The 25,085-nt window shown below is 53.8% G+C and carries 34 protein-coding genes; all 34 read right to left on the bottom strand.

Going from position 1 to position 25,085, the window contains the following annotated elements; genetic code table 11:
* Position 1: 1 nt before the first annotated feature.
* The 34 genes from FOY93_RS04710 to FOY93_RS04550 all read right to left on the bottom strand — a co-directional run bounded on the left by FOY93_RS04710 (position 2) and on the right by FOY93_RS04550 (position 25,033).
* On the bottom strand, positions 2–2,341 hold the full coding sequence (locus FOY93_RS04710; protein WP_143344723.1) for a tape measure protein: 2,340 nt from the start codon (positions 2,339–2,341) through the stop codon (positions 2–4).
* Between the two features lie 56 nt (positions 2,342–2,397).
* A complete protein-coding gene (locus FOY93_RS04705; RefSeq protein WP_143344722.1) occupies positions 2,398–2,772 on the bottom strand; it encodes a lipoprotein in 375 nt (124 codons plus the stop codon).
* Between the two features lie 72 nt (positions 2,773–2,844).
* Positions 2,845–3,588 carry a DUF6246 family protein gene (locus FOY93_RS04700; protein ID WP_143344721.1) on the bottom strand — a complete coding sequence of 248 codons (744 nt, stop codon included), beginning with the start codon at positions 3,586–3,588 and terminating at the stop codon, positions 2,845–2,847.
* Positions 3,589–3,638: 50 nt separating this feature from the next.
* A complete protein-coding gene (locus tag FOY93_RS04695) occupies positions 3,639–4,394 on the bottom strand; it encodes an Ig-like domain-containing protein (RefSeq protein ID WP_143344720.1) in 756 nt (251 codons plus the stop codon).
* 58 nt (positions 4,395–4,452) lie between these two features.
* Complete coding sequence (locus FOY93_RS04690; RefSeq protein WP_016245419.1) at positions 4,453–4,836, bottom strand: phage tail termination protein; 384 nt, start codon at positions 4,834–4,836, stop codon at positions 4,453–4,455.
* Positions 4,833–5,201 (bottom strand): hypothetical protein, encoded by a 369-nt coding sequence (locus tag FOY93_RS04685; protein ID WP_014883994.1) that lies wholly within the window; start codon positions 5,199–5,201, stop codon positions 4,833–4,835. Before FOY93_RS04685 ends, FOY93_RS04690 begins: the two co-directional genes overlap by 4 nt.
* Before the next feature lie 2 nt (positions 5,202–5,203).
* Positions 5,204–5,554: a hypothetical protein gene (locus FOY93_RS04680; RefSeq protein ID WP_006808949.1), complete on the bottom strand. Its 351-nt coding sequence runs from the start codon at positions 5,552–5,554 to the stop codon at positions 5,204–5,206.
* Positions 5,554–5,727, bottom strand: a complete 174-nt coding sequence (locus FOY93_RS04675; RefSeq protein WP_014883997.1) for a hypothetical protein — start codon at positions 5,725–5,727, stop codon at positions 5,554–5,556. The genes FOY93_RS04680 and FOY93_RS04675 overlap by 1 nt, the downstream gene beginning before the upstream one ends.
* On the bottom strand, positions 5,727–6,107 hold the full coding sequence (locus tag FOY93_RS04670) for a DUF7370 family protein (protein WP_143344719.1): 381 nt from the start codon (positions 6,105–6,107) through the stop codon (positions 5,727–5,729). The genes FOY93_RS04675 and FOY93_RS04670 overlap by 1 nt, the downstream gene beginning before the upstream one ends.
* Positions 6,108–6,109: 2 nt before the next feature.
* Positions 6,110–6,415: a hypothetical protein gene (locus FOY93_RS04665; protein ID WP_143344718.1), complete on the bottom strand. Its 306-nt coding sequence runs from the start codon at positions 6,413–6,415 to the stop codon at positions 6,110–6,112.
* 32 nt (positions 6,416–6,447) lie between these two features.
* On the bottom strand, positions 6,448–7,503 hold the full coding sequence (locus tag FOY93_RS04660) for a major capsid protein (protein WP_143344717.1): 1,056 nt from the start codon (positions 7,501–7,503) through the stop codon (positions 6,448–6,450).
* Entirely contained in the window at positions 7,500–7,961 is a 462-nt protein-coding gene (locus FOY93_RS04655; RefSeq protein WP_143344716.1) for a hypothetical protein, read from the bottom strand. Before FOY93_RS04655 ends, FOY93_RS04660 begins: the two co-directional genes overlap by 4 nt.
* A complete protein-coding gene (locus tag FOY93_RS04650) occupies positions 7,961–9,331 on the bottom strand; it encodes a DUF2213 domain-containing protein (protein WP_143344715.1) in 1,371 nt (456 codons plus the stop codon). Before FOY93_RS04650 ends, FOY93_RS04655 begins: the two co-directional genes overlap by 1 nt.
* 17 nt (positions 9,332–9,348) lie before the next feature.
* Positions 9,349–10,350 (bottom strand): phage minor head protein, encoded by a 1,002-nt coding sequence (locus FOY93_RS04645; protein ID WP_143344714.1) that lies wholly within the window; start codon positions 10,348–10,350, stop codon positions 9,349–9,351.
* Entirely contained in the window at positions 10,277–11,746 is a 1,470-nt protein-coding gene (locus FOY93_RS04640) for a DUF1073 domain-containing protein (RefSeq protein ID WP_143344713.1), read from the bottom strand. The genes FOY93_RS04645 and FOY93_RS04640 overlap by 74 nt, the downstream gene beginning before the upstream one ends.
* Positions 11,747–11,758: 12 nt before the next feature.
* Positions 11,759–13,231 (bottom strand): terminase large subunit, encoded by a 1,473-nt coding sequence (locus FOY93_RS04635; RefSeq protein WP_143344712.1) that lies wholly within the window; start codon positions 13,229–13,231, stop codon positions 11,759–11,761.
* The gene (locus FOY93_RS04630) at positions 13,231–13,749 is read right to left on the bottom strand and encodes a hypothetical protein (RefSeq protein ID WP_143344711.1); all 519 of its coding nucleotides are present in this window, start codon (positions 13,747–13,749) and stop codon (positions 13,231–13,233) included. The genes FOY93_RS04635 and FOY93_RS04630 overlap by 1 nt, the downstream gene beginning before the upstream one ends.
* Positions 13,750–13,752: 3 nt before the next feature.
* Positions 13,753–13,959, bottom strand: coding sequence for a hypothetical protein (locus FOY93_RS04625; protein ID WP_143344710.1), 207 nt, complete (start codon positions 13,957–13,959; stop codon positions 13,753–13,755).
* Between the two features lie 22 nt (positions 13,960–13,981).
* Positions 13,982–14,212 (bottom strand): hypothetical protein, encoded by a 231-nt coding sequence (locus tag FOY93_RS04620; protein WP_143344709.1) that lies wholly within the window; start codon positions 14,210–14,212, stop codon positions 13,982–13,984.
* Positions 14,209–14,331 carry a hypothetical protein gene (locus FOY93_RS23890; RefSeq protein WP_269473898.1) on the bottom strand — a complete coding sequence of 41 codons (123 nt, stop codon included), beginning with the start codon at positions 14,329–14,331 and terminating at the stop codon, positions 14,209–14,211. Before FOY93_RS23890 ends, FOY93_RS04620 begins: the two co-directional genes overlap by 4 nt.
* A 59-nt stretch (positions 14,332–14,390) precedes the next feature.
* The gene (locus tag FOY93_RS04615) at positions 14,391–14,936 is read right to left on the bottom strand and encodes a KilA-N domain-containing protein (RefSeq protein ID WP_143344708.1); all 546 of its coding nucleotides are present in this window, start codon (positions 14,934–14,936) and stop codon (positions 14,391–14,393) included.
* 177 nt (positions 14,937–15,113) lie between these two features.
* A complete protein-coding gene (locus tag FOY93_RS04610) occupies positions 15,114–15,320 on the bottom strand; it encodes a DUF7940 domain-containing protein (RefSeq protein WP_143344707.1) in 207 nt (68 codons plus the stop codon).
* A gap of 40 nt (positions 15,321–15,360) precedes the next feature.
* Complete coding sequence (locus FOY93_RS04605; RefSeq protein ID WP_143344706.1) at positions 15,361–19,443, bottom strand: SGNH/GDSL hydrolase family protein; 4,083 nt, start codon at positions 19,441–19,443, stop codon at positions 15,361–15,363.
* Between the two features lie 2 nt (positions 19,444–19,445).
* Entirely contained in the window at positions 19,446–19,751 is a 306-nt protein-coding gene (locus FOY93_RS04600; protein ID WP_143344705.1) for a hypothetical protein, read from the bottom strand.
* A gap of 1 nt (position 19,752) precedes the next feature.
* Positions 19,753–20,394 carry a carbohydrate-binding protein gene (locus FOY93_RS04595; protein WP_143344704.1) on the bottom strand — a complete coding sequence of 214 codons (642 nt, stop codon included), beginning with the start codon at positions 20,392–20,394 and terminating at the stop codon, positions 19,753–19,755.
* Positions 20,395–20,561: 167 nt separating this feature from the next.
* Positions 20,562–21,059: a KilA-N domain-containing protein gene (locus FOY93_RS04590; protein WP_143344703.1), complete on the bottom strand. Its 498-nt coding sequence runs from the start codon at positions 21,057–21,059 to the stop codon at positions 20,562–20,564.
* Between the two features lie 169 nt (positions 21,060–21,228).
* The gene (locus tag FOY93_RS04585; RefSeq protein WP_143344702.1) at positions 21,229–21,618 is read right to left on the bottom strand and encodes a M15 family metallopeptidase; all 390 of its coding nucleotides are present in this window, start codon (positions 21,616–21,618) and stop codon (positions 21,229–21,231) included.
* Positions 21,611–21,955, bottom strand: coding sequence for a phage holin, lambda family (locus FOY93_RS04580; protein ID WP_143344701.1), 345 nt, complete (start codon positions 21,953–21,955; stop codon positions 21,611–21,613). The genes FOY93_RS04585 and FOY93_RS04580 overlap by 8 nt, the downstream gene beginning before the upstream one ends.
* Positions 21,937–22,263 carry a hypothetical protein gene (locus FOY93_RS04575; protein ID WP_143344700.1) on the bottom strand — a complete coding sequence of 109 codons (327 nt, stop codon included), beginning with the start codon at positions 22,261–22,263 and terminating at the stop codon, positions 21,937–21,939. The genes FOY93_RS04580 and FOY93_RS04575 overlap by 19 nt, the downstream gene beginning before the upstream one ends.
* 578 nt (positions 22,264–22,841) lie before the next feature.
* A complete protein-coding gene (locus tag FOY93_RS04570) occupies positions 22,842–23,453 on the bottom strand; it encodes a hypothetical protein (RefSeq protein WP_143344699.1) in 612 nt (203 codons plus the stop codon).
* On the bottom strand, positions 23,450–23,635 hold the full coding sequence (locus tag FOY93_RS04565) for a hypothetical protein (RefSeq protein WP_143344698.1): 186 nt from the start codon (positions 23,633–23,635) through the stop codon (positions 23,450–23,452). The genes FOY93_RS04570 and FOY93_RS04565 overlap by 4 nt, the downstream gene beginning before the upstream one ends.
* Positions 23,623–23,889 carry a DUF7740 domain-containing protein gene (locus FOY93_RS04560; RefSeq protein WP_143344697.1) on the bottom strand — a complete coding sequence of 89 codons (267 nt, stop codon included), beginning with the start codon at positions 23,887–23,889 and terminating at the stop codon, positions 23,623–23,625. The genes FOY93_RS04565 and FOY93_RS04560 overlap by 13 nt, the downstream gene beginning before the upstream one ends.
* Positions 23,886–24,440, bottom strand: coding sequence for a phage N-6-adenine-methyltransferase (locus FOY93_RS04555; protein WP_143344696.1), 555 nt, complete (start codon positions 24,438–24,440; stop codon positions 23,886–23,888). The genes FOY93_RS04560 and FOY93_RS04555 overlap by 4 nt, the downstream gene beginning before the upstream one ends.
* A complete protein-coding gene (locus tag FOY93_RS04550) occupies positions 24,437–25,033 on the bottom strand; it encodes a recombination protein NinG (protein WP_143344695.1) in 597 nt (198 codons plus the stop codon). Before FOY93_RS04550 ends, FOY93_RS04555 begins: the two co-directional genes overlap by 4 nt.
* Positions 25,034–25,085: the final 52 nt, after the last annotated feature.

Below are 25,085 nucleotides of genomic sequence, written 5' to 3'. Positions count from 1 at the left end.
GTTATCCCCTTGCTTTGCGTGGTGCCTGGTGATTTTGCTGGATAGCCTGGCCGATGCGTCCGCCCTGGCTGATATCGGCAACAATCATATCGATCGTCACACCGTTACCGTTCTGTGTCGCCTGCGCGTCGACAGTTGCTCCGGTATAGTTCTGAATGTTGATTGTGACAGGCACTGAACTACTGCCGGCGCCGGAATTCATCTGCTTGTTGCTGATGACTTTCCCGTTGTCGCCGGGGATCATGTACTGGCTGCCATTGTTGGCCCGGTAGATTTCAGGCATGCCGCCCTCACCTACCTGGTACATAGAACCTGCTGATACCGGTCCGCCATTCTTACGCTTCCCGGCAATACCGCCAGCCATCGCCATAGCAGCAATAAGGGCTGCAATACCAATAGCCGCCGCGCCGCCAAAAGAACCGATTGAGGCGACAGCTGCAGCTGGCGTCCAGACTGCCATAGTTGTCGTGGCCGCAGCGGTGCTTGCTGCGGTTGTTGTCGCCAAGCCTGCGGTTTGCGCCGCAGTAGTTGTGGCAATCGCAGAGGTTTGCGCAGCAGCCCCCATCACTGCTGATTTCACCCACTCAACGCCCATCTGAACGAATGTGTTGATGACGCTATTCAGAACAGTACTACCAATTGACTGGAGGGCTTCTGATGCGCTCATGCTGCCTGTGATAATACCGGTCAGTGCATTGGACGCATTGTTGCCGAAAGCCTCAAACGCTGCCGATGCGGCCTGAGTGGCAAGATTCTGCTGAGACCACTCATCCCACATCGCTGCATTACGCTGCGTGCGGTACTGTTGCTCTATTGCCGCCCTTGCGGCTTCAGCTTCTCCAATTTTTTGAGGGTAAAGCTGTGCGTAAAGCTGGATATCAGCAATGTCCTTTTGATACTGGCTATCCAAACCTGCAGTTTTACTGGTTTTACCCTGGATGGCGCTAAAGTTACTGGCAGCCTCAGTGCGTGCTTTTTCTGCCTTTGCCTGCTCGCGCAAAGCATTGGCGTTATCCCAGGCCTTAGCCGCAAGCTGTCCTGCAAGTATGATCTGATCTTGCGAGGCGCTATTGCCAAGTGATTGCTGTGCATTCAGCACGGCCTGCGCACGCGATAACTCACCAACACTGGTTGCTGAGAGCTCCGCTTTCTGACGGAGTTCGTCAAGTTTCTCATTGACGGACTCCTGCGCTTTTGCGTACTGCTCAGCCTCTTTCTGAGCCGCAGACTTACCGCCTTTCGCTTTGCCGCCAGTAGCCGCGCCAGTGGTTTTAATCTCAATGGGCTTTGTGTTTGCTGCGGCCTGAGATGCATTTTTAACAGCGGCCATATCGCCAACCAGCATGGCGGCTTTATTGCTCAGACCGGCCAGCGCTTTGTTTTGCGCCTCCCATCCATCAAGCCCAAGCCATGACCAAGTGCGGGCCCGGCGGGTAAACATTTCAGCCGTGCTGTTCAGATCAGAAATCTGTGCATCGGCAGAAATTGCCTTCCCGACAAGCCTGTCGAGCGCAGCCGTCAACGAGTCAATAACGGCTACCATGCCAGAGCTTGCGCCAGTTGCCTGGTTAACGGAGTCGATCATCGACAGGAATGAGTTTGTCAGCGCGGTATTTGCCTGCGACAGTGTACGCGGGAGTTTCTCGAACTCAGCGTTGACTGATCCGGTCTGTTTCTGAATGGCATTCAGCGCATCTTCTGCTGTCAGCTTCCCGTCCAGCATGCGTTGGCGCAACTCTCCGATGCTTACGCCCATCCCGGCAGCGATCTGGCGCGCTAGTTCCGGCATTTGCTCAAGGATGGAGTTGAACTCCTCAGCCCGGACAGTGCCTGATGAAATTGACTGGCCGAACTGACGAAGAGCATTCGCCATTTCCTCTGATGAGGATCCGCCGATACGCCCAATTTTCTGAAGAGTCTCGGTTAGCTGAATAATCTGACCGTTCGTCGCTCCGGTATCGCGCAACGCCGTGCTGAGTGTTTCCCACAGCTTCGCGGTGTCTTGCAGCGAACCTCCTGTTGCCGAGCTGATACGCATCAGATTCTGCATCGTCTGTGATGCCGCTGCAGCGCTGCCAGTCAGGCGCTCAATGCGCGCGTTTAGCTGACTCATGTTGTCAGCGGCAACAAGAAACGCCTTACCCCAGTCAACAACGAGTGAAGCCGCAATAGCACCGGCCACGCGGTTGATATTTGTCTGCAGCTCATCCATCTTCTTGGCTGCGGTAGTTGCAGAATTTCCGATGGAGTCGAGCGACTTATTGGCCTTTCCCTGCGCCTTGAGCAAGCCAGATACATCGGCCTCGATGTCGTAATAGATCTCGCCTGCTTTCTCAGACATCAGTTTTCTCCGGGCATAAAAAACCCACCGAGTGGTGGGTTAGTTTTTCGTGTCGTTTATTGGCACCGTTCGGTGTAGGCCGGCGGTGGTGGCGTATCTTTCGAGCTGAGGAAGTGATCACCAAGGGTGTAGTCGACACCTTTTGAGAACATCCCTTTCGATTTCATGTTTAGCTCAACGAAGAAAGGATGAAACCCAGCGTAAGCACCAAAACCGTTCTTTCCGTTAATTTCCCCGCAAACTACAGCAATGACACGGCCGTCTTCGGCATCAGTCATTTTTGCTACTTTCACGTTGCGGAACTGAGCGCTGCCAGGATCCAGTAGATTGGCTGAAACTTCAGATTGCGCCAGAGAAATTGCCTTTTCCTCGCCCGGCTTACAGCCAGCCAGAACTATTGGAATCACCAAAGCCAAAAGTATTTTTTTCACTCTTATCCCCTGAGTTTTATTGTCTTGCCATTTTACGCCAGGCAAAGCGATTGCATTACATCCATTATTAACTCAGGCAGCTTTCTTTGCTGATTTTTCGCGCTCAATCATTTCCTGCCAACGGCGATCGTCATCGTCCATAACAGCGTCGTATTCCTCCCTGGTGAAGCCTTTCTGGTCAGGGTATTTGGCGTTAAGCATCATCGCAAATTCTGTCATTGTGAGGTTTTCAGCCTCCTCCCTGCTGATTCCGAAATGATTTCGCGCCGCCATGATGTATTCAGTAGCATGAAACTCAGCCGTCGTTTCCTTGCTTTCGTGCTTCTGCAGTTTTCTAACTTTTGCCCGGCCGATGATGCCATGCATAATCAGAGACTGAGCGATCAGGACAAGGTTCTCCGGCGGCAGTGCGCCGCGGCGCCATACGAATGTGCGCCTACCAGTACGTGAAGGTTCATGCCATCCTGTCAGTTCAGAAACGTCCTCGTCACAGCAGGACTGGATGACGTTAATCGCGGATAGCAAAGTTTCACGGAGGAATGCTGCTGAACCTGCCGCCTCAAGCGACCACCGCGGGTATGTTACGTCGCCGAAGTAGTGGGCGTAAAAATTGCGCTGATGCTCTGGTATCGCACTGTGAATTTCGCGCGCAGCCTCTAGCATTTTCGCAACGTCGTCATTAAACAGCGCATAGAACGTGCGGACGATATGCTCTGGCTCGCCTATTCTCGTCATGTTGCGGAAAGACGGGCGGAAGAAGTATTCACGGCCGCCAGCACCTATCAGGCACTCGCCAATTTCTTTCAGTGGGGTCATATCGCTCTCCATAACCATTATCAAGGGCAGCACGCCGCCCTTTGTAGTGATTACGGTGCGGCAGTAACGGTAACAGCGCAGGTATCGGTGAAATTGCCGTCTGCGGTAGTGGCCGTAATTGTCGCGGTTCCTGCAGCGACGGCCGTTACCAGACCAGTTGAGCTGACAGTGGCGATAGACGCCGCTGAAGTCGTCCAGGTGATTGCCTTGTTAGTCGCATCGGTTGGCTGAACTGCACCGCTCAGCTGCTGGGTTGCGCCAACGACCAGAGATGCAGTTGCAGGGGTAACTTCAACTCCAGTGGCCGCGATGGAATCAGCGACTTCAAACACGACAGTGTCGGCGTCGTATACCTTCCACTCGCCGGAGAAGGTGGAAATATCGTTGGTACCGAAGTCACCAGACCATGAAGTGGTGTTCATGTAGCCCTGGATGTAGGTGCCGGCGTTCTCACCCGCGAAGTCGAAACGCACCCACAGGTTAGGCTGGCGACCCGCCTGAACTTCGTCAAAGATGTACTTCGACAGACGCCACGCGCCGATCTCGTTATCTTTATCAGACTTACGAAACTCCCCTTCGCCGGAGATCGTCAGATCCATGTTGTTGACCAGGTTCTCCACCAGCCCTTTAGCATCATCTGCCTCGGAGTTGATGGTGTTCATCGAATAGTCGATGCCCTTGGTCGTCATAGCGCCGAGACGCTTCCACTCGGAAAGCGCTGGCACCGCGTCGGGGCAGCCAAAGGCCATGCGTAGCACAGCTACTTTCCCGATCAGCTTGCCAAAATCATTAGCACAGCCTTGCATGTGTACCTCTCAAATAAAAAAGGCCGCCGGATGGCAGCCTGATGGGTTGGTGATGGGGTTATTCGCCGTAGACGCACATGAACTGGAGTCGGAAGACCAGGCGCCCCTCTTCGGTCAGGATTGGTGCTGGCATATTGCCGAGGTTTTGAATCAGGCCAAGGCATTCGTCGGTAATGTCGTTCTGTTCGACATAATTGATAATTTCCTGAGCCTTCTCAGCGGCTGCGCGTCGTTTATCCTTGGCGGAAATGACATCCACCAGCACGTAGTGGTCAGATCCGAGGTCATTCCTGATGTCGGTGCCGCCGTTAGGCCGGAACACGATGAATGCGTCGGTTAACTTCGTTGTGTCGTCCCAAGCCAGCAACTGAACAATGAAGCCAGTGGTAAGCCCGGCATCAACGAAGTAGTTACGCACGCGCTCATACATGGCAGGTGTCATACTGAAAGCTCCTTGCGCATCACGGCATCAATCTGGCTGCGGGTGTCTTCAAAGCCTTTGGTGAGGAACTCTTTCTGCGCGGTGGCGCGACGGAAGGTTTGCGGCACATTCGGATCGTGAACGAAAACAGCATAGTTGGCCGTATATCCCACCCGACCTGTCAGCCGAACGCCGTTGTTTATCAACTCCCGATACTGACTATTAAGTAGTGTTGAGGTGTCGATCGGCGTGTAAAGTGCGGCCTGTGAGCTGCCGATTATCATCGCTGACTGTAATGCCCGGACAACCTTGCGCCCTTTCACGTCGTTGATAATGCGGTTGAGCCCGGCTTTCGACTGCTTAACGCCGCGTACTTTGATGCCCATGGCTACACCCCCGTCAGGATGGCGTAATCATCCGCCAGGCGCTCAAACGTGTCGGCATAACGGATAACCTGCCGCACCTCGTCGGCACCGGCGACAACCGGGTCAGCTTCGGTCGATACGCCAATCAGCAGGTAATCACCGGCGGCAGCAAGCGCAAACTCCGTCCAGACGGTGTTCTTCACTACGATTTCAGCGCCAAGGCTGGCTAACTTCTTACTGAGCCCGCCCTCGTAATCACAGAGGATTTGCTCAGGTTCGGCATAGCCCAGCGGATCGCCGTATTCGTCATTGCCTTCCAGCTTGCGCCAGATGGTTGCCGTCGCGGTATAGCTCCAGTTCGCTACCGATGACATCAGCCCTCCTTCCAGCGCAGCACCTTCGCGCCAGTCGCCCGGATGCGCGGGCAGTTGATATGCCACTCGCCGTCCGACTTAACGTAGCCCGTAGTCTCCCGACCGGTATCGGTCATCACCCAGACGCGGGTGAATGAGCGCGGTAGCCCATGCTTAACTGATTTGTACGTCATCAGCAGCCTCCGACCACCATGAACAGGCCGACGCTATTACCTGCGCTGATCGGCAACTCACCGGTGCAACCGCTGGTATCAAGCCGGGCCAGCGAGTCGCGTAGCCACGTGATGCTGTCAGCACCGTAATCGAATGAGCGGGACGCGCCAGACGGCGCACCCTGCGATTTGATGCGGCGCGCGCCGGACGACGTAGCCATAAGCGCGGCGGCATACATCAGGATCAGCTTCGCGGTGCACTCGTCATACCCCGCACCATCGAGGCACGGGATAATCTTGTTCACCACGCAGAGAATCGGATCCAGCAGCGCGCCCGGTATGGAGTAACCCAATTCACCGAGGAACGCCTGCACTTCTGCCGCTGTGATTGGGTCAGCCATGGTTATTTCGCCTTTTTCGATTTAGCGGAAGTATCTGCCTGCTCTGCCTGCTCTGCCTGCTCTGCCTGCTCTGCCTGCTCTGCCTGCTCTGCCTGCTCTGCCTGCTCTGCCTGCTCTGCAGGTTTTTCGTCAGCACCAGGTGTGGCAACTTCAAGCTCCTGCTCTTCAACTTCGCCGACGACCGATACGCGGCCAGCGAAAGCAGGTGGAACACCAACCGCAACGAACTCATGGCCCACCGGCAGTTGCTGGAATACGCCGTTAATCGTTCCCCAGCAACCGGCCTTCTCGACTTTTAACTTTTTCATGCTCTCTCCCGAAGAAAAGGGGCCGAAGCCCCTTAACCCTGTGCGTTGAACACTTTAGAACGACCGTTGAAATCGCGCTTAATCTGCAGACCGACAGCACTCCAGACCAGGGAGTTGTAGTTGTCGAACGGATTCTGACGCGGGATCATGAAGGTACCCACCGGCGCGGCGATGCGCGTCTTGATGTACTGAGAGTTGCGCACGTAAGCGATGAAGTGGTTACCGGTCAGTTTAAAGGTCTGGTTAAACGACTCGATGCGGCCATAGCGCAGGATGTATTCCAGCACAGTGCCTTCTTTGAATCCGGCTGCATCGGAATACGGTCGGTTCAGGTTGCGCATGATATCCGGCGACGCCCACAGTTTAACCTTCTCCTGAACGTAGTTATCATCCAAAAGCTTGGCGAATGGGCCGGTGAAGAATGCAACTGATTCATCAGGAGTCGAGGTGGTGAGGTCAATATTCAGACCAGACGCACTCAGATCCACCTGGTTGGTGTTGGCGTGGTTGGTGATACCTGCGCCGACATACCCTTTCACCTTCACCTTCGCATCGCCTGACAGCATGTAGTCAGCCATGTCTTCACGGATAGCCGCAACGTGCGCCTCCTGATCATCAGCCATCGCGTCGAGGTTTTCCGACTGCATGCCGTTCCATTCACGCCATTCACGGCCGTAGCCGGTGTTGAAGATCGGGATTGGGTCACCAGCTTCGTCGTAGATGACTTTATCCAGCTCTTCCGGCACGTGGCCCGTCAGTGAGCGATGTACCTTGCCAGCGTCACTGGAAACGCGGTACAGCGCCGCCGTCTTGCCGATAGAAATCGGCATACCGAGACCGAGCAGATCATCCAGAAGGCCGTTGCCTTCGTCATTACGGAAGACTCGGGTCGTGATGTTGTCCACTTCGCGCCAATAGTCTTTGGAAATCAGCGCGGCCTGGTTAACTTCCAGCGCACCTCCGTACTGGGCTGAAATGGTGTTCTGGTTGATGTTGAAGGATTCACGCTGCATCAGCAGCTGATTCCATGCCTGCTTCACCTGGTTGTGCTCGGTGATCAGCTTTTTGTTGAATACGATCATGCTCATGCGGTTGCTTTCCCTGATTTACGAACTTTCACGAGCTGAGCTTCAGCTCCAACGGTGATTTTTTCGCGTGAATAGAAGAGGACCTGGTCGGTGGCTGGCGTTGTTGCCTTGGCAAGCGTGCCGTCACCGGCAGAAACCAGGCCTTCGTTTTCCAGCAACACTTCGTCTGCTTTGACCAGCATGTGGTAATCCACATCGTCTTCGCACATGATGGCCGCGCCGGTATCACCTGCAGGAACCGAGTCGCGAATGTCACCACCGCCGATATAGTTGTGCTGAAGAGCCAGAGCAACGCCTGCACCACCAGCGACATTGTGAACCGCCAGTTTCCCGGTGCTGTCGAGCATCACCAGTGAGCCGGGCTTCACGGCCGCCGCCATGATTGCTTCAATGACCTGTGGGTCATTCTTACGGGCCGGGCCCGCGATTACGGTATGGAAACGAGGTGCGAGAACCATTATTCAGGTGCCTCCATGTTAAGGATTTCACTCTGAGCGCCATTCCCCTGGAATGCAGGGTTCAGACCGGTGCTGGTCTGGCACTGTGAGTACAAGTCGTTCAGCGCGTCGCCAGCCAGCGAGTTGATCGCAGCTTCTGTCATGAACGAGAATTTCGCTTTTACAGCGTCACGTTTGGTTTTCAGGTCGCTTTCTGCGTTTGCCTGCAGCTGAGATTTCAGCGTGCTGATTTCATCGGTAAGCGGCTTCAGTGCCAGATTCACTGCGGCAGTAATAGCATCGGAATTAAACTGAGCCTGGCCCGGGTCTCCGCCGCCATCTTTCTTCTGCATCTGCTGGTTGTAGGCATCCCAGACCTGATCGTCGGTCAGCCCCTCGGTTTTAACGCCTGCGGCATTGAGCGCGGCGATCATCTTCTCTTTCATCGGGTTTGTTTCTCCGTTGGTTTTGACTTCGTACTCAGTTGGTTTGCGCACGACTTCTACTGGATCGCCGACAAGCGTTACGACCTTGTCAGAGATGAGGTACTTCTGGTCGAAGAGCTTCGGCTTGGAGTTTTCGCCATCCTCTTCGTAAACGAAATGGTCAGGCCAGACGCTGACGACGTATCGCCACTTTTTTTCGTCCTGCTTGATAGACATGCGCAGCGCCTGGTAGATGTCGTCGAAGGACATCTCTGAAGCGTTGCTGATGAAGAACTTCACTTTGTTCCACCAGCCGTCTTTCATGCTGTTAGCCGCGTCGATGAGGCTCGTCGATTCAACGTCAGCTTCTTGACCGTCAGCGTTGACGAACATACCGACGCCTTCATCCGGCGTACCGGCGCCTGGCTCGTCGAGCAGGATCGCGATGTGGTCGAACTGCATGTTGTGAGCGACCCAGGAGTATTTCTTCTGCTTCGACTCCCCGGCCTTTTGCTCTTTGTTCAGCAGCAGACCGGTAGAGACATGAATCGGGTCGGCGTTATTGCCGGAAATCATGTCGTCCAGGCGCTGAATAAGGCGCTTACCGTCAGGCTTGGTATCTGCTACAGCCTTATTGACGTAAACGTCCATCACGACCTTGTCGTTGGCCTTGCTGACGTTCTGAGCCCACGCTCCGGCGTAGTAATCGTTCACCGCCTGCGGGTCGTTGGCGCTGACGTATTTGCCGTTCACCATCGGGTGTCCGATCGGCATTAACTTGCGCTCCATCGTCTGGTAGCTGTTGTTAATTTCCTCCGCCGGGTACAGGCCGCCATTCATCACGATGTCATCGACGATCGGGACCGCGCCACGAATGACGTAGTGTTCCTGGCCGTTGATGGTGGTCGTTGAGATGTTGGAGGCGTTGATGGCGAGGCTTTTTACATGAATGCTGGATAGCTTCACGTTGCGTCCTCTGATTTTCAGGCTGCTTTAGCCCATTGTTTACGTTCGGCTGCCAGCTTATCCGCCAGCCCGTCATTGAATATGCTGCCGTCGTCGTTGAGCAGCACCGGTATCTGGCTGCAGTAGCAGTTGTACCGGTTGCCGTTCTCTGCGTAGAAGTCTCGCACCTCTTCGGTGGAGTAGACCTTGCCGTGACGGCTGGCGTGCCAGGTTCGCGTCGTTGGCTTGAGCGCTGACAGCCACAGCAGGCCGGTATTTAGCCCCAGCCTTTCGGCTGCCCAGTCCGTTTCGTTCCATTGCGCCTGTCGCAGCGCGCCGACCTGCTCAGTCTGAGCGATGGTCTTCGCCTTCGACATGGACACATCGAGGCGCTTGCTAATAACGCTGGCGGTTTCCCTCGGGTTTACGCCCCGCGCCACCGCATCGGTAATGATATTGGTTAAATCGCCGCGGGCGGTGTCGCTGATGACCTTCCAGTCACTGAATGTTGTTAGCCTGGCCGCCGCTATCTGGTTCAGGTATCCAGGGCTGCTTAAAAGCTGCTGTAGCGTCGTCTGACTGGCGTACACCTGCGACTGTTGCGAGAGGTTGTTGAACGCCTCCAGCGTGCCGCGCTGAGCTTCTGCGACGACGTAATCCATCGCCCAGAGGTTTTGCTCGCCCCCATCCAGCAGATGGTCGTCGAGAATAGCCTGCACCGCTTCCAGCAGGTCAGCCAGTTCCTGCGCCGACATGTCGTAGATGAACTTGCCGGCGTTGACCTGGTAGAGCCGCAAATCCTCGCCGTGGTCGTGGCAAAGGAAGTGCCAGTTATGGCTGTTTACCTCGCGCTCACGCCCAGTAAGGCGCAGGTCGAACAGGGCTTTCAGCGCGCGCTTAATGCCGAGATACCGCTCCTCGATATCCCGGAACATCTCGGTTACCTGCTTTGCCGATCGGGTCGGGTCAACCTTGCTGCGCGGAACTATCGGCAGCCCCACCTTTGCCGTCTGTTCTGGTGTCATCGGCCAGTGGATCATCGGTAGTCACCTTCTCATCCGGTTTCGGTGGTTCTTTTGGCTCCGGTAGCGGGTCAAGCCCCACAATCTCGCGCAACTCATTTGCGGTAAACGGCGCGTCTCCACCATAGTAAGGCGTGGTTTTCTGCACGATGTCAGCGAGTTTCGAAGCGTTCTCGATCTTCTCTTTCTCGCTTGGTGCCAGCAGGTCGCTCCACGAAATGGTGACCTCACCTTTGGTTGGTGGGTCGATAATCCCAAGCGTCCAGAAGCGTTCAAGCAGCGCGGTGATCCGGTCTGTCAGGAAGCCATTGCGACGCGTGTTGCGTCGAATAGCCCAGTCCGTTTTATCCTCGTCGCTCGCCAGGCGCCCGGTCTGCTGACCGAACAGGATGGTGAACGGGATTTGCACAGAGGCGGCCAGTTCGTTTGCGGTGACTTCCCACGTTGGGCCCGGGTCGCCGGGCGTAACGCTCAGAACGCGCATCTGCCCGGCCTGCATTACGGCCGCCGCATCAGTACCACGATTAAGCTTGTTGACCTTGTCGCCCATCGCTTCGCCGAGATCGGCATAGCCAGCCTTCTTAGCCTGGTCTGCCAGCGTGTTCATATCGGTTTCTTTGCTGAATTCGACGGCGATCTGACGGCTCGCGTTCTTCAGGAAGCCCTCAGCGCCACCGCCTGAAATCTTCTCAAGATCGAGGCATTTGTTGAAACCAGCCTCCAGCAGCGGGATGCCGGACAGGACGTTTTCGTATTCAGACCCTTCGCAGAACAGGATAACGCGGCTTGGGTGTACCGGTTCTCCGCGCATCGGCCCGACAAAAAGCTCATCGCCGACCGGCTGCTCGTTGAAGTTGAACATCTTCGGCTGGCCGAACGTTTCTGACTGACGGTCGTTATCCCATTCGGCGACAGTTAACTGCGGCTCCCATACCGGGATAAGTTTTACCAGAGCTGACTCGCCCAGGGATTTCACCAGCTTGGTATCTACTGGCTTGTTCCAAGACTTATTGTCTTTCACCTGCAGTAGCAGCGCGGAGTAGCGCCCGACCATATTGCGACGATCGGCATCCTTCACCTTCGGCCACAGCTTCTTCATGAACTTGGTGACTTTCTTTTCCCAGGCGTTTGTTTTCTCCGCTTCCTGCGCTTCATCACCGTCGACAATGACCGGATAGTCCTGCCAGCAACCATCCAGCAGCCGATGTACCACAGCGAAGCCAGCGGCGTTGCGGCGGTACATGTTGTAGAAGTCGTTGAAGATGATCGTGCGCGGGTAGCCAAATTCCTGGTAAAGCGTCGGTCGCTTCGTGTTGCCGCCACCGATGCCGATGGCATTCAGGTAATTCGCTCGCCTCATTTCAGTGGCGAGGTTGTTCACAGCCAGTTGAAGGCCGTTATCTTGTTCGCTCACTGGCGATGCTCCTTAGAAGAATACTGTGCCGACCTGCTTACGGTTGTTCTTCGTCACTGCGAAGTAACGGAAGCTGTCAGCACCGTGCGAGGTGGCGTCATGGAGAGGTTTGTCTTTCCAGCAGCCGCGCTTGTCGTCCCACTCCTTCCGGTAGCCCTCAAGGTGAGAGATACCTTCTGAGCATTTCTCCTCATCGAATACGCATTTCGGGAGGATTTCACGCACCGACTCAATGCCGGTATCGATGCCAGCTTTTGGCACCACTTTGAAATTCAGTGAGTACATCTGACCATCGATTTCGTAACCTTCACGCGCAAGCTCTTTGCGTGACTTAGCATCAGCGGCAAACTCACGGTTTTCGATGTCGTGCGGCCCCCAGTGCTCGCCGTACTCATAGCCGCGGTCTTTCAGCACCTTCATGTAGTGCCTCAGCCCCTCGCCGGAGTTTTCGTAGTAGTCGATGATGTGGAACTCTTCGCCAACCTCGCGAACGAACCAGATCGCCGTGGAGTCGCCAACGCCGATATCCCAGAACGTGTGCACCGGCAGGTGTGAGTTATCAGGGATTTGGCCGATCCGCTTGTTGGTGTAGAGCCATCGGAACTGTTTGGCGTAATACGCGCCATCGACCGACTGCTGGAACGCCTCGGCGGGAATGGTCGGGTATTCGCGCTTCATGTCGTCGCCGAGCGTTTTCTCTTTGGCGTAATACCAGGCTTTCTGGCGCTCATTGACGACTACGCCGTGCTTCGCCGCCATTTCAGCGAAGTACTCAAGCAGGCGCTCCGGCAGTGATTCCACCGGGTCGATTGCGTACTGCGGATTCTTCCACCAGGAGAAGAAGAAAAACTTCCAGTCCAGCGAGGATAATGGCTTGCCCTGCAGCAACGCTTTCTCTGCCATCTGGCAGTAATCGAAGAAGTAACCCGCCCGGCCCTCGGCTGTGCTCTCGATAGTAGCGAAGCATCCAGTCGATACCGCCTCAAACGCACCAGTGACGATCTCACGGGCTTTGTCCGGATACTTGGCGCATATCTTCCCGAACTCGGAAACGTGCAGGTAGCGCAGCGTACCGCCACGAAACGACGTGCTGACGTATAGCGATCCGCCCTTCTTAAAGACGAGCTCACCAGACGAATCATTGCTCGCCGGGTTGGCAGCCTTTATCTCTGCCGGCAGCTTGTCGTATGCGTACTTCACCTTTTCTCGGAACAGGCGCTTTGCGTCATTCAGCGTGTGGGCAATTAGCGCACACTTCGCCGACTCGAATAGGGCCGCGTCGAGCTGGATGATGCACACCTCAGTTGTGAAGCCGAGTTGCCGAGCTTTCAGGATGATGTTGCGGGTGTGGATCCCCTCGAAGTATTCCCGTTGCTCAGGCGTCATCCTGAACCGCGTTGGCTTTCCCTCTTTGTCGGTGATCCAGTAGAGATTGTTCAGCCGCCAGTCTTTATCGGACAGCAGCTTGATGTGCTCAGGTTTCATTACGCCCCCTGAGACAGTGAATCCATCAGGTCAGAGATACTGTCGGTATCGTTGTTCTTGTCGCCGTTATCGATGTTGTAGGCTTCTCGCTCTGCCTTGATGACTTTAATCTGCGCATCTACACCTGCAACGAGTGAGCGAGCCAGAGAGGCATGGTTTTCCTCAGTGAAGTCCACATCATCCAGGAAGTCGCCAAGCTTACTTGCGATACGACGCCAGCGCGCCAAATCTACACGATGCTCAAGGACTATCGCTGCCGCTTCATCAGCCGCTTCATTAACGATCTCTTCATCAGTTCGCACCTGTTCGCGCGAACCATCATTGCGAACCTCTTTGCGAACAAGCTTCTGTCGTGTTGCTTTCTGAACCTGTTCCGTGAGGTCTCGTTGCCATCCGTTCTGTGTTGCTCGCTTACGGATAGCAGTATCACTTACACCATGCTTATCAGCTATTGCGCGGATGGACAATGAGCCAGCCCGGTAAGCCGACTCAATGGCCTCCCAATCTGGTTTGCTCATTTGTTACTCCGTCGTTTGTTCGGTCTGCTGTTCCGGTACCGGCGTGAACTCCACGCGCTTTACATCGGCAGGAGCGAAATACAGCCACTCGCCCGTTTCCGTCGCCAGCGGCACAAACCCGTTAACCAGCTCAGGCTGACGTCGTGACATCTTGCCCGTGAAGGTTTCGCCTGTCTGTGTAGTTAGCGTGATTTGGTAGATGTCGGACATTGGTAGCCTCTTTGCGATCCAATTAGCTAATAGCCAATATGGCATGCTGAGAGCCAGCAGCACGCACCCAAGCTTTTGTCGGCGGCGTTACGCTTACCCATCCGCTGATAACATGCCCGTAATCTGACGAAGACGGCTTTGTATCAGAATCAAATAAGTGAATAGCACCAGATAAAACCTGCACGGATTTCGTTTCCGTTCCATCGCTGATTTGCTGCCACTGAGTAGTTAGTGTCAGTTTTTGAGTTGTCATAGCTTGCACCCATCGCAGTCTTCTTCGCTGTCGTCCACGCTCTCTGTGCGATCAGCTACTTCGTTTGCTTTCTTCTCAGCTTCGGAAAAGTCGAGATGTGAAATATCAATGTCGTCCACTTTGAACTCCGGATGTTAAAAAGCCGCTATGAGAGCGGCTATCGGGTATTTGGTCATGTTTATGCTACTTTCCCCTGCATGATGGCGATCATGTCCGGGTCCATCTGGTCGATAATTCGTTCTCGTGCTGCATTAAGAAGTTGTTTACGCCCGCCAGCGCCCCATTTATTCATTACCCTGGCGCAGTCGCTAACCTCTTTCGTCTCCATGTCGATAAGCAGGTCAAGCCGGTTAAGGCGATTCATATTTCCTATCCCGTTCAATACTGATTCTCGGAATGTTTCATAAACTCGGATTTCAAATTCCGGCTTAATCCATGCCGCGTATCGGATGGCAAGGAGTTCAGCAGCCCAAACACCAGGCTCTCCACCACCATTAATAACCTTAAGTGGTTGAATTTGTTCCAGAGTGCTTTTTTGCACTCTGGCTTTCATGGCTTTTATGAACCGCTTAACCTGAGCGCTACGTAAAAACTGGCTTGGTCGCTGCTGTTCTGTTGCCTCACCATTTGCGAGAGCAGCCGCATGAAGATCGTTAAGGTTGTATCGTCCTTCACTATCAACTCTGACTGATACGCCATTTACAACAACTGTTGGGTGTGTCATTGCGTTTACCTTATAGAAATAAGCCTCGTTGCCCAGAAAGACCGCCCACAAAGAAGCCGCCGCTTATAACGGTGTTTCTCCGAGACTTATTTCTGTAAGGCTTTGTGTTTTGAGTGCGCCGGGCATGGCGATAGTTTGATGAAAAAAATCCCCGCCGAAGCGAGGACTTTTCTGTTGTCACTTTTTGTCAAACTGCTTAATAGCTCGCGCAATGATGCCGAGCACAGAAGCACCAGAGACGATGTACGGCAACCAGTTTTGCGGGATTAGTGATTTAACATCCGGCGGGATCTGATCCCAGACTGATGCACCCAGTGCCATAGCAGCCATGATACGTACCGACCACATCTTCCAGAGATGTGGCGCGTTATCAATGAGTTTCATTTTTCCACCATTAAAAACCCCGCCGGAGCGGGGTTGGTTGTCACCACATTTTTGCGTTGAAGTAGGCCCACTGGATATCAATTGTTCCTGACGTACTCGATGCGGGCTGTCCGAAGACTTCGAGATAGTCCCCGGCGTTCAGATTAACAGTCCATGTCGCTTGGCAAATGTTTTGCGACCATGTGGCGTTTTCTACCCACGTGTTTAGTCCGCTATCTGCACCGTTAATCTTCAGCCAGATCCCAGTCTGAGTTACGTTGTTAGTATCCTGAACTCGATAGCCAGCGGATATCTCATACGTGCCAGAACGCTTGATATCGATGCGCCACTCTGTCCCTGCATTGTGCATTGCCAGAGGGTCAGTCTTACTGAAGCCCGCAGCGTTTGACGGGAACTGGATTCCCCACCAGTTGTTACCAGACAACTGACCGTTATACCGCTTCCCGATCAGACATACAGCCGGGATGCGCTCAGAGAACTCAGCAAGCAAGTCCGTTGTGCTGACAGCCCTGATTTTTACAATCTGACCGTGCTCCAGCCTGACTGACGCGCTCCCGTTAATTGTCACGCCTGATGGCGGAGTGATCGTCACCGTCCCCGTTGTTTTCTCTGTACGTCTAAACTGTACCTGAGAAAAATCAACCGTTGTCGTGATAGCAGGGAGCGTGATGTTGACTGCTGTTGTACCCGCAGTAACATCGTAGAACCCACCCCACGCTGTCAGTGTCCGCGTTGCCGTAATTGTGGATGATGCTGGGTATATATCCCCCAGGTTCTTCCATCCACTACTGTACTTAAACAGCGTCTGCGTCGTGGCTCCGAACATTACGGGCAGTGTCGCAGGGCAGTTCGCGTAACTGCGATGTACGGCCACACTCGTTGCGATGCCATTTACGGAGATTTTAAGCAGCAAATCCCCTCGTGCCCCTACTGTCGGCGATGCAAAGTCGCAGATGTAGTAGCCGTCCGTCGAAGTCGATGTGTCAGCAAGAAGCGCTGTGAGTTGCGCCTGACTTGTCAATACTGAGCGAACAAGCAAGTTATCGAGATATACAACAGTCCCGTTGTTGCTGACGATTTGCAGACCCGAACATGCAAGGATATATACCGTATGCCCTGCTCCCACACTCAACCGGACACCACTTGTGTTCACAATTGTCGTTGAGCACGCCAGCCCGGCGTTGAGGTTATTAAGTACAACGCTCGATGCAGCTATTGAGCCTGTAAAGTCGCAGTTCGCAATAGTTGCAAACCCGCTAGCTGTGGCGCTGGCGACAAACGCGGCACCTGCCTGCCCGGTTGATATGGCAACCTGCTCCAGATGGTGCGCTCCACCGGACTCGTTCCACGTAAAGGCTGGTGAAGCAGCGTTCGTGAAGAACACATTTTTCAGTCTGATGCGTGTTGCGGCGGTTGTGATACTGCCAACGATTTCAACGTTGTTGTTACTGTTAACGCCACGACCGATGATATTAATGTTCTGCTTGCTGACTGACAGCGCAGTCGCCGTGTAACTACCGGATGCAAGATTAATATCTCCAGGCTGGGCCACAACGGATAGCGCCCCCGTCAAGGTCGCCTTCGGACGATACAGCGAGCCTGAGTTTGCGTCACTACCTGCCGCCTGAGACGCCCACACGTTTTTACTGTCAAACTTGTCCATCTGGACAGGGTCTTTGTACCAGGCCAGGGTGACGCCATCATTTGCCAGTACGACCTTTGCAATATCACTAACGGCCCAGGCGATACCAAACTGCGTTCCAGCGGTCGTAACTTCAACAAAATCACCCACCTTCAGCGCAGTTCCGCTAAATGTAGTCGGCGGGTTTGTGAGTGTTGGGGTGTTTGTTGCCGCGTTCCAGACGCCAACCTGGCGACGAGTCGCCTGCGCTTCCGAAATCGCCGACAAAATGCGAGGTTCAGTTGCTGCACCCGTCAGTGCTTTCGTTGTGTCCAGCTTGTCATAGTTTGTTGCAAGCGGAGCACCACCGCCACCTGTTCCCGGAGCACCCTCCGGAAGCCACAAGTTGAGCACCTGATTAGGGGCGTTACCAGTAATCTCTGCCCGCGCAGGCTCACCAGCCGCCAGCGTGGTTACAGTGCCGATAGCGATATTGTTATTACCCGTAACTTGCAGTCGCGCAATCAGCAATCGCCCGACATATGGCGCAGTCAGTCCGGTGCTTGTTCCGTTGATACTCAGCGTTCCGCCGGAATCCTGCCAACCCATGACATCAAAGTACTCTGTGGGCTTCAGCGTGACGACAGTTTCGATGTTCATCATCGTCCCTTCGCCAGCCGTACCGCCTGCCTGAGAACTTCCCAGGCGCGTTCCGTCCTTCATTCGCAGCCACATCTGACGATATCCGGCAGTATTCTGCTGCCATACGTTCTGTGCGGAAACGAGGAGCGTGATACTTGCTGTTGATGTGTTTGTCACACGACCATTTGCGAACGAAATGCCAGCGCTCGCCGGATTCAGTTCCAGCGATGAGTCCGCTGTGTCGTAGTTAATGACTGTATCCGTGGCGTTTGGTACAGACTGCGCGGCAGACTGCATTCGGGCAACAACTGCAACAAATCCATTACCTTCACTGATAACGGAAGAACCACCTGCTGGTATACCCAAATCCAGCTTTTGCCCGGTCGGTGTTGCTCTCAGTGTGGCTGTCGCCGGACTTCCAGCAGGAAGCGTCGTGACGTCTCCGGCGCTAAAATTGAGATTGTCCAGAGCATCTCGGTACGGCGTTGCGATGCCAAAACCTGTCAGCTCAGAAATGGCCGCAGCGAGACGGGAGCCACGGAACCAGTGCCCTGCGTCGTTCGGATGCACTAAGTCGCCGTCAGTGTAAAGCTGTTTGTTGTTCGCGTTGATCCAGTCATTCACATCAATGAACGGAATGCCAGCTTCCGCGCACAAGTCCATCAGCGCTGTACGTACAGCGGAAATCTGACCCGTCGAGCCAATCGGCGTGGCAGGACCAATCTGAATGACTTTTGCGAGCGGGCAGAGCTGACGAATAAGCGCGACTGATTCTCGCCAGTTTGTTTGCAGTCGTGAAATATTCCCGCCCGCGGCGTCGTTGTAACCCAACGCCAGCGTAATAATTTCGGGCGTAAAAGTGATTGACGTGAGCTTATTCTGAATGCGCTGCTGCGGCTGCGTAGAACCCGATGACGTCCAGCCCGCGCCGCCGATACCGTCCGCAATGCCGTCCAGACCCAGCATGTCGCACATCACGCGGAACTCAGCGAAATTCGCCTGAGTCGCGCCGTTGCCGAATGTGTATGAGTCACCGAGCTGCCAGATAAACGGGCGATTGCTACCAGCTGGATACCAGACCCCGTAGTTGCCGCCAGTCACTACGCCCCCGAACGCCATATTCAGGCCGCTGAGGCGATACGTGCGGGGCTTAACTACACCAGACCAATCTACAGTATAAATGTGCGGCTGCCCGGATGAATCAGTTTTAACACTGCGGTTGGCGATTCGCTGCCCGTCGACGAATAAATCGTATTGTGAGTTGTAACCGACAAATCGGAAGTCAAGCACAGGGGCGTCACTGACAAACTCAATGATGGCCTGTGTATCAACGCCCCATGTAGTGTTGCCGCGATAGCCAGCAACAACGTCTTTCGGCGCATAGCCGATGTACTTAAACGCAGGGCTGGTGCGGCTCCACGTAACGCCGCCAATAGAGCTCGCCACCCCAACGTTCCATGTCAGCGTGAATGTCGCACCAGTACCGCTTCCTCCCGTTACAGAAACGGGGTTGGATGGCGTTGTCGTATAAACGCCTGGGGTAGTTACTGCTACCGCCGTAATAGCGCCGCTTCCGTCAACTCCCGTAATACGCAGTCGTGACGGGGCAGCAAAAGCACCACCCGTTACCGTCAGAGTTTCGCCGGAAACATACCCAGAGCCACCCGCAGTGATGGTCACACCAGATGCGCCAGTGCCTTTTGTCAGAGTTGCCACTGGCGGGAGACTCATTACTGGCACTGGCCCCGTCATGACGGGCGCTTTTTGCATCTGCCGCAACTGCGACATCCACTCTGACAGTGGGCGTGAATTGCTGGTTCCGGTTGCAGACGTTGTTGATGTCTGATTATTCATCGGCATGATTAGTATCTCGCTGCGCTGAACGGAATTGCTGACGCGCAGTAAAGCGACACTGCTTTTGTTGAGCGCCCTTCATAGTACCCAAGTGGAAGTAATGCATAGCTTCCTGGCGTGTATGCGCTGGCAGTTCCGCCAGTATCGTTGAACCAGAGGGTTTGAGTCTGAGAAAGGTTCTGGAGTCGGTACTCAGTTGCCGTTGCATCATCAGTCATGATCGTCACAGCAACACCGGCTGTCGTCATTCCGCTAAAATCAGTCAGACCTGCCGCTGATACTGGTTTATTCTCTACAGGAAATCGTGTGCTCATATCAGTCTCTCACCATCGCCATCCAGTACCGCACCCCACCGACAAGCAGATACATCTGCGAATCACCTTTCTCACTGTTTGACACAAAATAAAAACCCGTCACCCCGGTTGGGATATCCGTCTCTGCGGAAACGGTATTTACTATTACCGCTGGCTCTCCAGATGGGATGCCGAGATTAAGAACTTGGCTCGGCGAAGCTCCGGTTAAGTCAGCAGTTGCAGGAGTGCCTGGCGGGAGGGTAGTAACATTGCCAATTGTGATGACGTTTGCCGGGCCAGCCGCGCCATGCAGAGACAGGACTGCCCAATACGAATCAGTTACCAGCCCTGTTGGCTGCTGCCCTGTGTTTGCCGTGAGGCAGAAGTACGATGTACCGTCGTAGCTGACGGCATCATCCGCTACATATGCCGTTCCTGCATTCCACACGCCGCGCCATTCAAGACCTGCCGGTCCTACATCGCCGCGCGGTATTTTTAGACTCAACTGCTGCGAAGGGGCAGTTCCCGTAATCACAGCCTCTGCGGCAGATCCTGGCGGGAGCGTCTCGACGGCAGCTATGGACAGGCTGTTAGCCGGACCGGGTGGACCATCCTTTCCTGGCTTTCCGGGGCCTATCTGAACGCCGTTTACAAAAAGCGCCATTTGCAACCTCTACAATAAACCCGCCGGAGCGAGGCAAAAAAAAAGCCCCGCGTTAGCGAGGCGTGTTCAGAATTTTGTGCTGGGTTTCTTTTTGCCAGCCTTGTTCATGTTGACGCCATCCCCGCCATGAATGACGGGGTTTACGGCGCGTTCGATTACGCGATTACTCATCCCGGCAGCCCTGGGATCGTAATCTGCAGTTGGTTAGCCAAGGTGTTAATCTCAGCGACCAATACAGGCTTCGTATATCGCCATGCAGCGAGCCCTTGTCCGCAGAAGCTCGCCATGTCCTTCTTCTGGTCAAACTCATGGCACTTCATGTTGAGCTGCGCACTTAAACTGTTGCGATGCTGAAGCTCTCCGGTGAAGTAGTCATCGAGGACCTTATATGCCGCGTACTTAAACCCGGGGTTTAACCAGGCCGCATAATCGTAAGCAACAAACTTTCCGCCATAGGTTCCGCCGTGTACTCCGCGGGTAGTGAAAACCACAGATTCGTGGTTTTTCTCCAGCTCGACCAGGAACTCTTTAGTCTGCTTGTTTCGCAGATAGTGGTACGGAGATTCAGCATCACTTTTACCACTGGCTTTCCACATATCGGTGAGGCAGATCATGCCGTCTTCCCCGACACGGATTGGTTGATTGAAGAGGGTTAATGATTTCATAGCGTGCACCTTTCTTTGAGATGAACCTTTGCCGCATAGGAAATCAGCCCGTCGAGGCTCGCCAGCACTAACTGACTTCCTCAAAGGCTCATTTCAAAGGGTATGGTTCGACGTGGTTTGAATGCGCATGCGGTGCGCGGTGAAATAAAAAAGACACGCTATTGCGTGTCTATGCCGGATAGCCTTTGTGGGGTAGCTGGAAATGCGGACCGTCTTTCAGCGTATTCCAGTCACCGCCCCACTCGATGGGTATGTTCAGCTCCGCACTGGCAGCCTTAAACGCATCAGCAATCTGGCGGTAATATTTCATGTCCCACGAGCCGGAGGGGGTCGGGTATGCAAATACATCAACAGCGTGTCCAGTAATGTGGCGACTCTTCAGCGTCTGCGACTTACCTTCTGCCACAAGCTGCTTTTGGCGCTCAGGGGTACGCAGACCCTCAGTGATACCAAAGTCAACATGGGATAGCTGGAGGGCGCGACGGACAACTTTAACGAGATCAGGATGAACCCCTTTAAGTCTATCCTCGCTGCGCTGAGAAAATTTAAACTCACTCATGCTTACCACCGGTTCGTTTGTCAAATTCGCGCAAAGCTACTTTTCTCAGCCGACGGACGCCGATAAATCCGATACCGCCGCCAATAGCAGGGGCTATGTCGTCAGGAAGACCAAAGAATCTAAGGGCGCTAGTCAGTGAAAGCGTCAGAAGTCCGCAAAGAACCCCTTCAATCCACTCTCCGTCACGGCCAGTCCTTCCGTCGTGAATCATTCGCGCGTACGCTATCAGCACAGCCAGAAATGAACCCGATATTTGCGGCCACGCCGCTTTAACGTGATCGATAATTTCGCGCCAGAAATCAGGGTTTTTATCATCACTCACTGAACGACCCGGCATACACGCGCTCCGGTGTCTCCACCGCCTAACGAGTTAACAAACTGACGATCTTTCTCGCACAACACACGCAGTGCGCCGATTTGTGCGCCCCACGAATCCGCCTTCCACTTTTCGATAGTGGCAAGCACCTCGGCATCAGTCTGTGCAGAAGAAAGGCCGTAGACGATCACAGCTCGCGGATATGCGTAAGCCGCGTCGTCAATACTGTTTTTAGTCTCAGTAGTGAGCCACGCAAGAAGGATGGCAATTAACAGCCACGGTGAAGCTCCGGCAAGCAGGCTGCGTGCCAGATTTTTAAAGTCAGGCATACAGCCTCCGTTTTGATACGCGCCGGGAGGGGCGTAGATATGAAAAAGCCCCAGCGGATGCCAGGACTTATGCTTTATTTCAGAAAGGTCGTGCTTAGAAGGCCATAGCGTAAATCACCACGGGAAAGAGCACGGCGTATAACAAGATACTTACCAGACCTCGGCCTGAGGAACTAAGGAATCTGGCAAATACCGGGCTCAGTTCGCGCCATGCTCTTACCTGTTATGGGCTCCGTTTCGTGGAGCTGACGGGAAGGAGCGCTACTCTTCCACCTCATGCAAGATAACACCGCCACGATGACGATGTGTTTTGCTATCGGTATGAACGCAAAAAGCCCCGAGCTATTAACTCAGGGCTTTGAATGAATGTGTACGGACTTTGGAAGGAGTGATGATATACGCCTGAGCCATCCCACCACCGCAGACAAGGTAATTAACCCTGACTAAAGCTTTCACCTATTCCGTCGCTCGCAAGCGGCTTTCGCACACTGCTCTTTCGTCTTTGACTGCCGAGCCTATATGAAATATATACCTTCAATTTTGCGAAAGCAATACATTTAGGACAATTTACCTAAATATTATGCTGCCTGTGGAAATTCCTTCTCAATTTCGCGCCTCATCGCATAAAAGATTTCTGAATCGAGCACGTTCTCGCACCAGACAACCCTGCGCCTGCACGACTGGATGTCCATTCCGGTGACTGCATTCATCATCCTGGCGATATCTTGCGTGCAATTGCGATTGCAATATCGCTTAATAGCTACATCGCGGACGGGGCTTTCACGGTGAAACGTCTTGATCATCACACGTTCAACAAAAGCAGCATCATCGGATTCTTTGGCGAGAGCGATGATGTTGCTGAACGATGATTGAGGGATGACCAGTTCGCGAGCTTTCTTATAGAGCGCATCTCCACGCAGTCCATCTTCTTCGTAGAGGCGCATGACGACAGACTCAATCTGTTTGGCCTTGTCATCACTCCACTGACTACGAATCATCAGGCGACCGATGACGTTGATTGCACCACCTGGAGAATCATCTCCGGCGTTAACCTTTCCCCATACCTGAAGCATGTAGTGAACCCATGCTTTCTGTCGTGAGTTGATGGTTTTTTTCGGGTGCTTCCATACGCGGCGGAAATGAGCATCGTCGATAAAGTTGACCATGCCTAATATCGGTGTGTGTCTCATGCAGCCTCCGGATCATGGTCTGGCTTATTGAGCCCCAATCGATTAATCAGCTCACGACGACGATGAAGAAGAATCACCATTGCCTTCTCCGCATCTGCAATCTGGAAGTCAATATCCTTAAGGTCTTGCTCATCCCTCTGGCGCTGCTTAATTGCTTCGTGAATGTTAGTTACGCTGCACATACGGGTTCTCCTACTAAGCTGTCTAACTGGCGACGCATCATCTTCAAGGCTCCATCAGGGAATGGCTGACGAGCTAAGCCAGCAAAGATGGCGCGGATTTTCTTGTCGCGGATGCGCTTGAGTAACTCGGATACTGTTGCGCGGATGGTGGCGTTAATCTTGCGGTCTTCGAGCTGTGCGAATCGTACGGATAACTCCACGGTGACCAGAGCGTCCAGATACTCTTCGCAGACCTCTTTGCTTATGTCTGTCATGCTGCTTTCCTCATAAATTTGCGCCCGTACTCCATCAGCACATCGCGATCAACCGCTGTCATCCTGCATTCGCCTGAGCGTGGATATGGATGCCAGATGATGAGCATTGAGCCTTTGTTGTTGCCGTTTACTGGTTTACCGGTTTCTGCATTCAGGAATGAGAGACGGCCGCCCGTGATAAAGCGAACCTCATGCGCTGTCTTAATGGCCTCTCTGAACCACAAAACTGACGTGTCTGCCGGTAGCAGCATTACGCATCCGATATGATTATCTGTGTTCTCCTGAGCGGCCTTTTTCACGAAAGGCATTGGGGTGCTGTAAGGTGGGTTAAGCCACGCATACGCTCGATTGACACCAACTGGCATTTTGCTTCTCCAGTTAGCCTCAAGCGTGTTTTCTTCGGCGCTAATGAATGTTTTGCACAGCGCGTTTTCCTGATTAGCTGCAGCATCCAGAAAGAATGGAAACTCACACCTAAGCGCCCGGTATATTTCTGGTGGCGTTCGCCACAAGTCTTTAATCTCTGCCGGGGTGTTTGATTTGTCCGTCACGCTGCCTCCTGTCTTGCCCTGACCAGTTCACGCAGCAAAGCCCTGTAACGCTTTCTGATAGCGTCAAGCTCTTCTCTGGTGTATCGGTGAGTGGTGTTGTTGTTTTCGAGCGCCTCAACGCGTTCTGCGCCGATTTTGGCTATGAGATGAATTCGGTACTGCTGCTGATTTGCTGACAACGCCACATTGCAGTGATGACATTGTTTATTTATGTTGTCTTCGTGATACCTAAGATGTGATGCCTTACCTCTTGACCTAAAATGCCCCGCTTCCCACTGTACCGTTGTCCACGTTCCGCAGCTGATGCATGGCAAATACCTGTCTCTCTCGCGGATGTAGTCATTCACAACTCGCTGTGTAAGGTCTTCCCAGTGCTTTAGCGGCTTAACCTCCGCCTTACGCTCTCTCCACTTTGCACGAGCTTCCTTGTCACGCTTGCGTTGTTCACGCGCAGCAATTTCCGCATCGCGTTGCTTATTGAACGCAATGGCGCATTTGTAGTTGTGGCAGACTTTCTGGAGAGAGCTTCGGGGGATGTATTCGGTAGAGCAGATTGGGCAGGTGCGAGGCTTGGGCGATTTGCCGTTAGCCATTTTCGTCCTCCATATCTTTTCCGGTCACATGGAAAACCAGATTATTCATGCA

Origin of the sequence: Enterobacter sp. 18A13 (genome assembly GCF_007035975.1) — a bacterium.
Classification (GTDB): Bacteria; Pseudomonadota; Gammaproteobacteria; order Enterobacterales; family Enterobacteriaceae; genus Enterobacter; species Enterobacter vonholyi.
The sequence above is the reverse complement of the archived record's forward strand: the minus strand, read 5'-3'. Positions and strand labels throughout refer to the sequence as shown.